11 protein-coding genes are annotated in these 13,987 nt (G+C 43.1%); 4 read left to right on the forward strand and 7 right to left on the reverse strand.

Translation table 11 applies throughout. From position 1 onward, the window contains the following. Window positions 1–11: 11 nt before the first annotated feature. On the reverse strand, window positions 12–3,122 hold the full coding sequence (locus L1070_RS10520) for a poly-gamma-glutamate biosynthesis protein PgsC/CapC (RefSeq protein WP_237125511.1): 3,111 nt from the start codon (window positions 3,120–3,122) through the stop codon (window positions 12–14). Further along, window positions 3,122–5,104 carry a hypothetical protein gene (locus L1070_RS10525; protein WP_237125512.1) on the reverse strand — a complete coding sequence of 661 codons (1,983 nt, stop codon included), beginning with the start codon at window positions 5,102–5,104 and terminating at the stop codon, window positions 3,122–3,124. Before L1070_RS10525 ends, L1070_RS10520 begins: the two co-directional genes overlap by 1 nt. Before the next feature lie 469 nt (window positions 5,105–5,573). Between L1070_RS10525 and tyrR the strand changes: the two genes are divergently transcribed. Then, window positions 5,574–7,130 carry a transcriptional regulator TyrR gene (gene tyrR / locus L1070_RS10530; protein ID WP_237125513.1) on the forward strand — a complete coding sequence of 519 codons (1,557 nt, stop codon included), beginning with the start codon at window positions 5,574–5,576 and terminating at the stop codon, window positions 7,128–7,130. A 17-nt stretch (window positions 7,131–7,147) separates the two neighbouring features. Here tyrR and L1070_RS10535 read toward each other — a convergent pair whose 3' ends face one another. Beyond that, window positions 7,148–7,648, reverse strand: a complete 501-nt coding sequence (locus L1070_RS10535; protein ID WP_070984012.1) for a hypothetical protein — start codon at window positions 7,646–7,648, stop codon at window positions 7,148–7,150. Window positions 7,649–7,773: 125 nt separating this feature from the next. Here L1070_RS10535 and L1070_RS10540 point away from each other — a divergent pair, with 125 nt between their 5' ends. Then, window positions 7,774–8,307: an acyl-CoA thioesterase gene (locus L1070_RS10540; protein ID WP_237125514.1), complete on the forward strand. Its 534-nt coding sequence runs from the start codon at window positions 7,774–7,776 to the stop codon at window positions 8,305–8,307. A 54-nt stretch (window positions 8,308–8,361) separates the two neighbouring features. Here L1070_RS10540 and L1070_RS10545 read toward each other — a convergent pair whose 3' ends face one another. Beyond that, the gene (locus tag L1070_RS10545) at window positions 8,362–9,012 is read right to left on the reverse strand and encodes an OmpW family outer membrane protein (protein ID WP_070984014.1); all 651 of its coding nucleotides are present in this window, start codon (window positions 9,010–9,012) and stop codon (window positions 8,362–8,364) included. 273 nt (window positions 9,013–9,285) lie between these two features. Between L1070_RS10545 and dapE the strand changes: the two genes are divergently transcribed. After that, window positions 9,286–10,491, forward strand: a complete 1,206-nt coding sequence (gene dapE / locus L1070_RS10550; RefSeq protein ID WP_237125515.1) for a succinyl-diaminopimelate desuccinylase — start codon at window positions 9,286–9,288, stop codon at window positions 10,489–10,491. Between the two features lie 151 nt (window positions 10,492–10,642). Beyond that, entirely contained in the window at window positions 10,643–11,089 is a 447-nt protein-coding gene (locus L1070_RS10555) for an Hsp20 family protein (RefSeq protein ID WP_070984016.1), read from the forward strand. 183 nt (window positions 11,090–11,272) lie between these two features. On the opposite strand, the gene L1070_RS10560 is transcribed toward L1070_RS10555, so the two are convergent. Genes L1070_RS10560 through L1070_RS10570 form a run of 3 tightly spaced genes read right to left on the reverse strand, consistent with a single transcriptional unit; the run spans window position 11,273 to window position 13,982 of the window. Beyond that, window positions 11,273–11,791: a hypothetical protein gene (locus L1070_RS10560; RefSeq protein ID WP_237125516.1), complete on the reverse strand. Its 519-nt coding sequence runs from the start codon at window positions 11,789–11,791 to the stop codon at window positions 11,273–11,275. After that, window positions 11,788–12,972 (reverse strand): hypothetical protein, encoded by a 1,185-nt coding sequence (locus tag L1070_RS10565; RefSeq protein WP_237125517.1) that lies wholly within the window; start codon window positions 12,970–12,972, stop codon window positions 11,788–11,790. Before L1070_RS10565 ends, L1070_RS10560 begins: the two co-directional genes overlap by 4 nt. Next, the gene (locus L1070_RS10570; RefSeq protein WP_237125518.1) at window positions 12,972–13,982 is read right to left on the reverse strand and encodes a phospholipase; all 1,011 of its coding nucleotides are present in this window, start codon (window positions 13,980–13,982) and stop codon (window positions 12,972–12,974) included. The genes L1070_RS10565 and L1070_RS10570 overlap by 1 nt, the downstream gene beginning before the upstream one ends. Window positions 13,983–13,987: the final 5 nt, after the last annotated feature.

Consider the following 13,987-nt stretch of genomic DNA (forward strand, 5'->3'; position numbering starts at 1 on the left):
TCATACACCATTTAATATAAAACATGCTCGCCTCCAAGCAATGAATCAGTAAAGTTCTCTTGATTGATGAGCATGTTACGGTTGGGCAAATAGATGGCAGTTATGGCGCTTTTATGTTTTAAAACCAGTGCAATTGTGCCTGAAGGCGCCAGCCTAGCGACATTTAAGGTGCACGAAGAGAGCGTGTTACAAAGCGTTGAAAGCTGCGCTAAATTGTGAGTTTGAGCATAGCTATGGGTGATTGTTTTGAGCCTGTTGTACTGTTCCTCGCCTAATGGGTGCCAAAGCAAAGATTTCGGTTCTGATAAGTCTAGGTTCAATGGTTGAGAGGATACACTGATTGCGCCAAAGCGTTGCAGTAAAGCATCATTAGACACCGCAAAGTGTTGCTTATAGTCCGATGCAAGCCACAAGGTAGCCAATTCACTATGAGCTGAAAAGACATCGTATCCACTTTGTGCCGACGAACCTATTTCTAGTCCTCGAGTTGCCTTTTGGCCTGATACCAACTCATAGTCAACACCCAGCTTAGTTAAGCCCGCGCGTAATTGTTGTATTAACGGTTGGTGCTTATCGCTTGCAAAGGTGTGAGCAAATGCTAATGCGGTCGGTCTGATATCCGATGGTGTGCTATGACTACGCAGTTGCAAATGCATACTGACGCGTTCGGAGTCGTAACGTAGTAGGCTTTGATATATCACATTAAACAGCGAATTAACATTGATTGGTTTAAGTACATTGGCTTGTGTTGCTGCATAGGGATGTGCACCTGCAATCAATAGGGATTTGGCACGCGTAGCATCAAACAGCTCCGCGGAGAATTTTAGCGTATGACTTTCGAATAGAGGTCTTGGTACTTGTATGTTGAGATGACTAGCCTGACCCAATCGAATAAAATAAATCCCTTGCCCTAGCTGATAGAAGCGGGGCTCTGCACGAGGGGAGAGCATAAAGTAATGCGTGTTATTGCTGTGAATGAGGCTTAGTTGATAACCAACAATATGACTGACTCTGTTGATATAAGCAAGGCGGCCAAGGAGGTTTTCATCTAAAGTTTTTGGCTCGAAGCGCTCAGCAAGTTGATAAAGTGGTCTGAGAATTTCAAATTCCCATAAGGCTGCATCTTTGTGGGATAAAGGCACAAAGTGTCCGCTGCCTTTAGCACTGATATGGGGAGTATAATTTGCCACTGCTTGTGAAACAGGTATATCGTATTGGGCTATGGGAAAGCGCTCTTGATCGGTCTGTGTAAGTGCTACTTTTGCTAATAGATTTATGTAGCTATCAGTGTCTACAAATATCTCTAGCATCTGTTCCTTATACGCGGGATAAGGCAAGCTACTTGGTGATACCAGACCAAACTCAATCTCGCCGCACGCTAGCAAATTGGTTAGCTGTGTTTGATTGATAGAGCTAGGTATTTGGTGATATATCCAGCCATGGCATCGTGTAGTTTGGTACTGTTTGGGCAAAGTTTTACGACTTTGGCGATTGAGTTCTCTTAGTTGTAATACTTCATTTGCAGCGAGCACTTCAATAAATGCGCCATAATAGCGACTTTGTGGTAGTCCGGTTTCGTTGGTGGAAAAGGTTTGAGCATTACCAAGCGCCAGCGCACTGCTCTTTAGGTGAGTAAACAAAATCCCCGCTACGTCACTCGCAGAGCGTTCAGTGACAGGATAAGGCATAGTTACAACGTGACTAGCCAAGGGGTATTTGTTTAATACAAACATGCCTCTGGGCGTTTCATTGGTGTGGTCTTGAATATAGATGTGACGTTGATCTTGATATAAATTAAAACCAATTTCAGCCAGCTCTATGGCTGTAGCGTTTAATACGCTTGGCTCATTTCTATTTGCTGCAAGTGCTGATATAGCACGTTTAAACTGGCTGATGTTTAAATTGTGTTGGTATTGTGCTACTGAGCTGGGAGTTTGGTTTGCTGTGTAAAGTAGGCTTTTGTACTCGCTTATTTCGGTCGATACCGAAAGGGGTTGTGCGTGAGCGGTCGAACTAGCTATTTTAGCTGTCGTAAATAAGCTGGGTACGAACATCATTAGAAAGCCAATCATGATGGCTAAAGCACCGCCCAAAATAGAGGTTTGGAAAGTTGCTCGAATGATCAAGCCCAATGCGCTTTTTTGATATATCTTAAGTGCTAACAGCGTTGATAGCATATATCCAAAAGCAAACGCATCTGTGACTTTGACACTCGGGTAGAAGTAGACGAGTAGGTAATTGAGTAGCAGCTTGTAAACAAAGCCCACATTGAAGAAAAAGAATAGCAACCCTGCGCCTTCCAAACCGAGTTGCTTAAGGCGAGTGAAGCGCAGCAAGCTACCAGCAATGAGTAAAATGATGGCTGTTTCAACAAATGAAGTAAGCAGCTTAGTAGGCTCTAGTAGTTGCAATGCCAGCAATGCCGGCAACAAAATGCCATTAAACTCCCAGCCATAGCGCAAGTTTGCCCTTGATGCGATAAATGCTGTGAGCACTAAAATGATATAAGCTTTTGGTGCTGCAACAATTGAACTTGCTACGGTCTCATACATGATGGCGAGATTGGCAATGCTAAAGTTAGTAAATGGCATCAATACGTAGCGTACGGCAATATAGGTACACAGTAGCTGAGTGGCGGTAACTTTTAAACCATATTTAAACCCATGATTCCACATCACATTAGCGGCCAAAGCGATTATCACTAGCCCAAGGCTATGTAGTTCTGAAGCGTAGTCAAAGGTGATGTCCCATAGCCTGAGCTCGTTGGCAATGACTGGCCACAATAAGCTGTCCATACAAACTCTAACCAAGATACTAATTAAGATGATGGCAAAGAACCTGTCGCGGCCGAACATCTCGGCATAGCCCAATTTCTCCATCAGTGTTTGTGCGCTTAGCCGCATGAGCCAGTAGACGATAATCGCTTCAATTAGAATCACAGCGGCGGATGTGGGGCTTACAATAAGCAATGGGACGAGGTAGCCTGGCACGACGAGGCCAGTTAAGGGAAACCCAAAGCGCAGGTTAAAAAAACACACCACGGCGATGCCAACCCACACGGTTGTGATAACTGACTGACCAAGCCCACTGCCGCTGGGGAACAAGTGTATTACCCAGTCCATTAAGGTGTGCCCCAGTCATCAGTTTGTGGGGGAGCGTGCTGATTTCCCTGCGCAAGTAGTTCAATCATTTTGTCTGGGTCATCAAGTTTATCGAACAGTGCAGAGATATTGATAAATTCAAATAGCACGCCAGATATGGAAAAAGGCGAGGCCGATTGAGTAAGTTCAGTGAGTTTGTCGAGGCTACAGACCACCATAATATAGTGTTGTTCGCCCAGTGATACATTTAAACTAAATTGCCCTTTATTGAGCGTCAAGTACCTCAGCTTTCCTCTTGCAACATCAATGGGCAGATTGCCCACCATCATTAATAAATCCAGAGCCGTAAGATCAAAAATCAACAGCTTTTGTTGCGCAGCAAGCTGTTCAAACGCTTTATTCACCTGCATCACTTGACCAAACAAGTTAAACATGACGCTCGCTGTACTGAGTCGGTTGAACAAGTGTTCCAATGTGAGAAGTTTTTGCTCCATCCCTGCGATGGAGGTATGCACTTTTTTGCTCAGTGGCTCATATACATCTAACGTAAGAGTTCTTATCAGAGTGTGGCTGTTGTCGCGTATTAAATTGCTATGGGTATGGTGGTGATATAACAGTTCACCTACTTGGCTTGCAAAGCGGTTTACATTGCGCATAAAAGCTTGTTCATTAAATCCGTCACTGTTGAGAATCGTCATGGCCCAGAAGCCACGGATGTCTCCAGCATACATAAGCGGGACAATATACTGCGATTCATTCTCGTTTAAGTTAGCAAAGAAGGGACTGGATATTTTAATCACCCCTAAAGCTTTAATTGCATCGCTATATGGAGGGCGCTCGTAGTCTCTCCGTAGCTCTTTAATGTCATCTATCTGGCAGTTGATCGCATGAATTTCACGCAGTCGGTGGTCGTGTTCCACGCGGGTTAAAAATATGCCTTTATGGAGACTTAATAATTGGTTCGTAAGAGTAATTACAGCGTCCCAAGGTGTTGCTTGCTCAAAGATGGACTTAGGCAGATATCGACCAAACATTCGCTGCTCTGAGTCACTAAGTAGTTTTTTAAGGCTTTGTTCTTCTTTGGACTTGCTGTGGAAAAAAGCCCAAGCAAGTGCCGTCCAGATCACCAAGAGCAATTGTCCTACCGGAAGCAATGCCTGTAGATAATAAATAGCAATATAGCCGACTATTAACACTAGCATATTCAACACTAGCGCTATGGTAATGTTAAACGTAGCGCCATAGCGCTGATAAATGAGTATTAAAACAAGGGCGGCCGCAAGTTGTATCAAGGCTGATACAAGCGTGTTCAGTGGTGTTATTAAGAGGTTTTGCTCAAGGTTGTGCGCAAGATAGGCGTAAAGGAAGACGGGGTTTTTTTCGTCTTGTAGACCAGGAGCACGTAGTGAGGGGGTGTAGTTAGGCGTGCGTTGAGTAATAAAAATAATCTTGTTCTTAATTTGCGCTAGGAAAATGTCATCTGTGAGTAATCGCTGAGCTGAAAATTTTGGTAATGTGCTTATAGGTAAGCTGAAGTTTATCAGCTGGTGGTGTCTAGATTTTACGTTGGGAAACAGTACCTTGAACCACTTCTGGCAAGCATTTTTTGTGGGGAGTGAGTAGACGATATCATAGCCAAGCCAGGCTGTGATCTCGTTATCACATGACCCTGTGCGTGCGCCAGTGTAGAAAATGTGCTGACTCTTAGATGGGTTAGTGCTAAGCATCTGATCCGTAAATACCACTACAGCACGTGCTTCCAAATTAACTACTTTATCAACAAGCTGTAAGTGCTCTTTAGTTAAATTATCAGATTCAATAATAACTAGGTTCGTTTGTTTGGTCCCATTTGTACTAAGTTGCATATACGTGCTGTATATCGGTGCATTAATTTTTTCCAACACACCAAATGCTTCGGCAATAAAAAGGCTGCATAGAAAAATGCCTAACAACCAATTAGCACTGTTAAGTTGAACTTTTTGTAGTTGATACCGTAGAGACACACACTACCTCATGTTTAAAGTTATCAGTCTTAATACATGTAATTTGTCATGAGTTGAGCCAAATGCAGCTTTTAGCTCTTTAGACATTAAAAGCGTAGAATAAAACACCAAAAATCATAGTAATAAGCGTTGAGTTTATATAAAAAGCGATGTTTTATTGCGCTGTTAGAGAATTAAGTTTGCTGTACTTTTAAGCCTTGCAGCATATGTAATCAAGCCTCAGTCGATTAATAATACGTTTTGGCGGCTGCGTTGGATTTATTCGATTCTGTTATAGCTTAATGCCGATAAAGATGTGAGCTAGATGGTTCTTAAAACTAATTCATTATTATTACTAATTGGATAAAAAGCAGTATTTTGACTGATTAAATCGGCTGATTTGTTCAAAATAGTTTACATTAATCTAGTCCCGTGGCTATTCTTAGAGTATGATCCAAACAAGTTGTGCTACCCCTTTTTTGAGGAACAAATGCGTCTTGAAATTCATTGTGCTGACCGTATAGGTATCGCTCAAGAGATACTCAATATCTTGGTTAGTTATCAGGTTGATTTAAAGGGTATAGAAGTAGATTCGGTAAATTGTCGAATGTACGTTAGTTTTCCGCCCATTGAGTTTGAACAGTTTCAAAAAATTATGCCTGAAATAAGGCTGATAGATGGCGTAGAGGATGTTCGAACAACGGCTTTCCTGCCATCCGAGCGTGAGCATAATGAACTATATACTTTGCTAAGTGCACTCCCCGATGGTGTCATTTCTATTGATGCGAAGGGTTGGGTGCGTCATTGTAACGACGCCGCGTGTAAAGACCTAAATCAGTCAGAGTCGGAAATTATTGGTGCCAATATCAACAACCTATTGAAAGGCTTTAATTTTACACGCTGGTTAGAAGGTAAAGAAGTGCTTGGTCAAACGACGCGTGTTGAAGTCAGTGGTGAAGATTACATTGCAGACATTTTACCAATCTCAGTGCCTCAAGGTAATGAAGCTGATGTGTTGGCAGGCGCCGTTATCAATATCAAATCACAAAGCCGTCTTGGCCAACAGGTCAGTGCGTTCCGTCGCTATGGGCAAGAAAGCTTTGCAACCATCCATAATCACAGTACAGCGATGCGCAGAGTTGTGCGCGAAGCGCGAAAGATGGCTCAGCTTGAAGCACCTATCTTAATTACAGGTGAAACTGGCACGGGAAAAGAACTGTTGGCCAGAGCATGTCACTACGCATCGAACCGTTCACTAAAACCATTCATTGCTCTATCATGTGCGTCATTGCCAGATGATGTTGCGGAGTCTGAACTATTCGGTTATGCCGGCTACGAAGATAATGCAGCACCCAAGCGCGGGGTTTTAGAGCAAGCGGATGGTGGTACAGTATTTCTCGATGAAGTTGGCGAGATGTCAAAGCAACTGCAAACCAAGCTGTTAAGGTTCTTACAAGATGGGACCTTTCGCAAGGTCGGCGATGAAAACGAAGTGAAAGTGAATGTTCGTATTGTTGCTGCTACGCAAAAAGACTTGCCTGCGATGGTACAAGAAGGTAGCTTCCGTGAGGATCTGTATTATCGTATCAACGTGTTAACACTCGAAATAGCGCCATTGCGTGATAGAAAAGCGGATGTTGGACCGCTAGCTGAACACTTTATTCAAAAGTATGCACAGCAAAATGGCCATCCAGCGCCTAAGTTATCAGCGGACTGTTTAGAGTTCTTGGAGCAATACCCGTGGCCGGGCAACGTGCGTCAGCTAGAAAACTCAATCTATCGAGCGGTATCGCTGCTTGATGACCAAGAGCTGCGCGTTGAGCATATGCAGTTGCCTACGTTTACGCACGACTTAGGGTATTTAGAGTCCGATTTTGAAGGGTCATTAGAACAGGCTGTAAAACGCTTTGAAGCGACCTTACTGCGCAAGCTCTATCCTGCCTACCCAAGTTCTCGTCAATTAGCAAAACGTTTGGGGTTGAGTCACACCGCGGTCGCCAACAAGCTACGTGAATATGGCATCAACAGAAAAACGGTTAAGGTATAAAACTATTCAATAGGGCATTAGTTTCTAATGCCCATATCTTTGGTTACGCCGTCTAGTTTGACGTTATCAATCCCGTCAGTTGTAAAAGAGATCTCAATACTCACATTGCTTCTGGCGAGGAAATAATCCACATTATTAAACGTTAACAGGTAATTGCCTTTAACGTTGTTATTAAAGTCTTGTTTGTGCAGTGAGAGCTTATGCTTACCAAGTTGCCAATCAAACCCCTCAATAAACCCCTTGTTGAACTCCTGTATCCAGACCTTGCTCTCATCTTTACTCAATGTGATGGCGATGGAATAAGATTCTGGTAACTCTGCCATTTCGTAACTTTTGTCGCCAATACGAAACTGTTTAGTTTTATCTTGCCAAGCAAACCCAAAAGAAAAGGGTTTTTCTGCACCCGTAGGGTATCGAAGCGTGCCCTCGCCAGGGTAGTTAAAATCGGCAAAACTCAAACTGGAAAAAAGTAGGCTAAAGGCCCCTAGAATGGTCAAAATGTAATAGTTGTTTTTCATCTTAAATAATTTTGTGGACTTTTTTTGAAGACTAGTTGAGCAATTCTAAGATGGCAAGTACTTCTTGTTCCACCTCAGTTCTATGTTAGACTCGGAGCGAATTGCAACTGGTTGGACCATGATATATGAACTTATATTTTCGTTTGTTACTGCTGTTTTGGAAGATAAAAAACAATAAAGACTATCAACAGCTACTTGATACCATAGAGAGCCGTTTTCGGGTATTACCTAGCGACTGTGATATCAATTTGCATTTGACCAACTCTCGCTATCTAGCATTTATGGATCTGGCTCGAACTTGGATGACAGAGCGGATCGGGTTGTTTTCAGTGGTTATGAAGAGGCGTTGGTTCCCTATTGTGAATGCGACAGCAATTACCTACATTAGGGATATTAAGCCTTTTGAATCATTTAGCGTATCTACTCGGTTGGTAGGCTGGGATCACAAGTACTTTTATATTGAGCAAAAGTTTCATTCCGAGCGCGGCTTGCACGCCATCGCTTACGTACGGGGGGTGTTTCGTAAAAAGAAAGGCATTGTTAGCGTTGAAGAAATGCTAGAAGCGGCTGGCTTTGACGGGGAAGCGCCAATTTTGCCGACAGAAATCATGCATTGGAAAGCAATGCTAGAAGAAAAGAAGGTCAATAACAAACGATAAAAGGCCACTGTGCGTGGCCTTTAGGGCTGAGTAAAGTAACTGTATAAAGGTTGATTAAAACTTGTATTTGACACCAAACATAGCTACCACAGGGTCGAGTTCTACATCTGAGGTCAGTGTTTTAACACCGTTGGCGTAAACGGTTGCATCGGTGTTGATATCAATTTTTGCCAACATACCATGAAGACCCCACTTCTCGTTTAACGCATAGTTGAAACCAACTTGTAGCGCGATACCGAATGAGTCGTCCAAATCCACTTTAACTTCATCTGTGCCTAGCGTGGTGCGTAAAGCGCCAGTCGCTTCTTCGTCAAAAAATACGGTGTAGTTCAGGCCTGCACCAACAAATGGGCGAAACTTAGCGTCGGCTGCGAAGAAGTGATACTGCGCCAGTAATGTAGGAGGTAAATGTTTTACCTTTGCAATTTCAGCGCCTTGGAGTCCACCTGCCCCTTCAACAGTGTGTGAAAATGGCGTTGCTGCTACGAGTTCGAAAACTAAATTGTCAGAGTATTGATAGTCGAACGTTAATCCCAGTTGGGTGTCTGAATCGGCAACAAGTCCCAGCGCCTCATTTTGGTCGATATGAGAGGCTGTATTGCTTGGATTTACGTTAATAGCACCAAGGTTAATGCTAAGCTGTGCTTGAGCAAAAGGGGCAGCAACAAGTAATGCTGAAAGTAATGCAGTGCTAAGTGTTTTCATTGTCATCTCCTGAACCTATACGAGGTATCTTGTTTTGATGAGTCAATATTAAGGCTCTGGCGGATAAAAAAACTGTTCTAGATCAAGATTTGCTGATGGATGTTTCAGAAATTTTTGAAACTTTGATTTAGATTAAGTTTTTAACTGAAAATACTCTGGAGCGAAGATGTTTTTGATTGGTGTTGTCATTGTGATGACCTAAAAGTGCCATGAAATCGCAACACAATCTGGCTGTAATAGTGCAAACGTGTTTGAGTATTAAGGCTTAACAACATGGCACAGCCACTCGCTGAAATTGCAACAGCTAAGCTAACCACAGTTGAGAAACTACAAAAGTTAATTCAGGCACCATCGGTGACCCCCGACGATGCCGGCACCATCACATGGCTAAGCGCCCAGTTATGCCAACATGGCTTTGAAATACTTCTTCAAGAGGAAGTAAAGGGTGTGACAAACTTCATTGCTAAACGCTATTTTTCACCGGGTCCAAGTTTGGCGTTTGCAGGTCATGTCGATGTCGTACCAGCCAATAGTAAAGGGTGGCAGGTGGCCCCTTTTAGTGGTGATATTGTTGATGGCTGTATTATTGGCCGTGGTGCTGCGGATATGAAAGGAGGCATTGCAGCTATGCTTAGTGCGGCTGAGCACCTATGTGCCCAGTCAAATGTGCAGGGTACGTTCTACTGGTTGTTAACGTCGGATGAAGAAGGAGAAGCGGAATATGGTTCAAAGCGAATCGCTCAGTTTCTTAAGGAACATCACATTGTACTGGATGCGTGTTTAGTTGGAGAGCCAACCTCAGATAAAGTAGTAGGGGATACCATAAAAAATGGCCGTCGCGGAGCATTGTCTGGTAGGGTGCAAATAAATGGCAAAGCTGGGCACGTTGCCTATCCAGAAAATACCATTAATGCGGCCCATATAGCAGGTGAAATTGTAAGCGCATTGACTCGGTTGGTGTGGTGGAAAGATGAGCCTGGGTCAAAAACGCACTTGCAAGTTACCGGCATCACGGTGCCAAATATCGTTGATAACTTAGTGCCCAGCGAGTGTGAGGTCACTTTTAACATTCGTTACAGCCATGGCTATAAAAGTGACATGGTACAAGCATTGGTTGAATCGTTGTTAGAAGAGTGGAAACACCACCTGAAGTTTGTCTGGGAGCGCCCATGTGAGCCTTACTATACGGGCACAAAGGAACATAACTGTTTCTTATCGTTAACCGAAAGGGCTATCTATCTAGTGACTGGTCGCTATCCGTCTCTGAGCACTTCTGGTGGAACTTCTGATGGTCGCTTTTTTGCTTCACCACAAACGCAGGTGATTGAATGCGGTGTGCGAAACCACTCCATTCATCAAGTTAATGAACATGTGTCTATTGCAGACTTAACTCAGATCGAGGAAATATACAAAGCTGTTTTAAAAGACTTTTTTATCGATAGGGAAAGTTTTTTAAAAAATTTAGACGCGTTTACTTGAAAATAAGTTTGCAGACCATAAATCAGTTGTTGAAGACGCCGTAATGGGTCTTTAGAAATATAACAAATTGAATTTAATGAAATAGTAGCTTTCTAGCTGGTTCCTAAGGAAGAGCAAGAAGCTAATATCGCTTAATTATGAGGATATTATTATGCGCACAGTAGACCTATCTCCACTTTACCGTTCATTCATTGGTTTTGATCATTTAGCATCGTTAATGGATGCTGCAGCTCGCACAGACAAACAAGCCACATTTCCCCCATACAACATTGAGTTGTTAGATCAAGACAAGTACCAAATTACCATGGCTGTGGCAGGCTTTAGTGAGCAAGAGCTAAGTATTGAATCTGAAAATAACACCTTGAAAGTATCGGGAACGAAAGCACAGAAAAGTGCCCAACCAGAGCGAAAGTTCATACACCAAGGCATTGCCGAGCGCAGCTTTGAGCGTAAATTCCAGCTAGGCGACCATGTTAAGGTTATTAATGCTGAGCTAGAACATGGACTCCTTGTGATAAATCTAGAGCGAGAAATTCCAGAAGCATTAAAGCCACGCAAAATCGAGATCGGCGCCGCTAAGCTGCTAGATAATAAATAAATATAGCGTCACAAACAGATTTCCCTGACTGTTGTTGACCATAAGTAATGTAATAACGCCACTCATATGAGTGGCGTTGTTGTTTTAGGGGTTAGGTAATCGTTTAAAGTTGTGAGTAAACCACCATAGCAAAGCGATGAATAAATAGGATAACGATGTTAATCTCCCAACAGTTCGATACATTCACTGTTGTACAAGCTCCATCCTTAACTCTTCACTCATAGCCTTAATTCCGGCGATTTTCTGTTGTGCAAAGTCAAGTTGCTCTTTGCTGATCCCTTCGGCGCGGCCACGTGCCAATAGGGCTTCTAGGCGTTTTATTTTATCCGTGGCGGCGTCGATATATTGTTGTTTTAACTGTCGCTCTTGAGTTTCAGCAAATGCTTGATACTGCTCATGATCATTTAAATCCCCTTGATATGACGGTGCATGTGTCGGCTCGGCGATAGGGGGAATATACACTTCAATAACCTCTTCACGTGGCTTATCGATATTTTTGTACTGGCTCTCGGTTGTGGGGTGAGCAACTGGGTTATGTGAAATGTGCAGAGTCTTGGTTGAAGACTCTGCGGTCGCAGGCTTATTCGTATTGCTAGCATATTGTGTGCTAGCTGCTGGCGATTCAGACGGGTAATTGACCCATACCATTAGCCCTGCAAGTACTGCACAACCTATGACAAGCCAAATACGATATTTCTTCATAGCGTCGCCTTGTTTTGCTTAAGCCACTGCGCTCTTAACTCTGCATATTCAGCTTTTGCCAGATTGTCGGTTAAGGCGATTTTTGCTTGGTATTTCACCGTTTCACTATCTGCTTGATAGTATGCGTAATGGCGCTTGAGAGTGACTGCAATAAGCCATTCCCCGTTTGGGGTTCTTACAGGTCTAGATAGCTTTTCTGGGAGCAGGCTAAAGACTAATTGCTCAGCCCATGAATTTTGCTTTTGGCGTTTTACCACCCCTTGTGATTGCGCGAAAAGGTCTTGTAGTTTGAACTGAGTTAATGCCTGTGAAAATGAGTAATTTATGGCATAGTCATAGAACTTCGAGGCCATGTCTCTATCTGGAAAAAGTACAGCTTGGGCGTTAACCTGCGCAATGTATTTAAAGTCATCTTTATTGGCTTTAAAGTAATTATCAATGTGCTGTTGTGTGATTTTGTTTTGTAGCTGTTCAACATAGTCGCTGTGCTCACCATGCATGCTGTGCAGCACACCGAAGTAGTTAAGCATCACGGGTCGTAACAGTTCTGCTTTTGCTATTTCTAGAAGTCGCTGTTTTGATAGCCCAAGCTTTTGCAACTTATCGCTTAACGAATGCAGTGTTAGATTAAAGCGTCGGTGTTCAGCGATGAGAGATTTAAACAGGTCAATGTCCCCTTGGTGGAGCTTATAGCGGTTTTGCATTGATTGCTCATTCATGAGCGTCGCCAGCGTCAATGGCGCACCTACTAAATGTGTTAAGTCAATCCGTTCAAGGCGTGCTAGTTGTGGCTCAGAGTAGGTGTTATTGCTTGGGTAATCAGGTAAGTTCTGAGATAACCAGCTGGTGGTGTAGGGAGCAAAAGATTTGCCATCAAGTGGCAAGGTATCAGGCAGGTTAAACTCGCTTTTTAACAGTACCAAAGCAAAGCGTCGTGCATGATAGTCAGTGCTATAACCAACCGCAGATTGTTTATGTAATATGGTTGGTTGGCGCAGTTTTGCTTGAGCTAATAAAAAGGCATTTTCAAACAGGCGCTCTTTTGCCTGCTTCACGGACAAACTAGGCTGCTTCTCTTGTAAAACCTTGTGCACTAATTTTATTTCAGACTGACTAAAGCTGTGTTGTGCAAACAATGGCAGGCTCAATAAGCCCGCCAGTAATAAAAGCAAAATATGCATTAACGCGCCACCATAGCGTGATTAAGTAAATGCACAACCATAGCAATGGCATGCGGGATCACCAGCTTGGCAGTGTTTAAACGGTCATAGTGGTCTTTTGAGTTAAGTACGATACCACCTTGTGCGTAAGAAAAGGCACCACCTTGTGTTAAAAGTGGACGAATATCTTGGCTGTTTGCAGCAAGTGGATCAAAGCTTTCAAGTGCATCTTGCACCAGCTGCATGTTGTTTAGATTTTCTTGATCGTAATAGTCTTTCACCCAAGACTCCCAGCTTGCGTGGTTTAAATCGGAAGTTGTCCAAGTGTGGTGAGGTTGCAACAGATCAGTGGTATGGAATACAAACCCAAGTAACTGAGGGTTACCACTTTGTAGGTATTTTTGATACCAATACTGACCTAGATTATCGATAGGCTGAAAAGGCATTTCTTCAAAGTCATTATACATGCTGTAGTTTGACTGACTGTCGATACGATAGTTGGCTTCAGTAATACCATAGCTGTTGTAACGCGTATCATCGGCGCGGAACCAACCTGTCTCGCCACCGTGACCATCGTCTAAGTAGTCACCTTTTAACCACGTGGCAGCCATGGAGTCAACGCTGCCCCAAACGGTCAATTTTTGGTAGTTATAACCGCCAAAATCATTACCATGTGTATCTGCACCTTGAGTATGATTTTGAAAGTGCCAGTAGCTGGTATATTTTACAATGCTTTCAGCCGCTCCCCACAACGGTGCTTGTACACAATCTCCAGTGATTGCCCCACAAAAAAAAGTATCTTCAAAGTCATCTACATCGTAAGCAGCTTGTCCGAGTAGTTGAGCTAGTGCCGAAACACTCATATTGTTTGCCGCTGCGTAGTTCGCAAGTTTTTGATATTGGGTGGTTGATGGGTTTTGCGCCATGTAGTTTACAGCGTCGATCACGATTCGTTTATGTGTTTCTTGACTAAAGGCATGAACATTAAGTGTTGCTGCACCAAGCGCCGCACAGAGTATTATTTTTTTCATAATTA

Source organism: Pseudoalteromonas sp. MMG022, assembly GCF_021654245.1.
Classification (GTDB): Bacteria; Pseudomonadota; Gammaproteobacteria; order Enterobacterales; family Alteromonadaceae; genus Pseudoalteromonas; species Pseudoalteromonas amylolytica.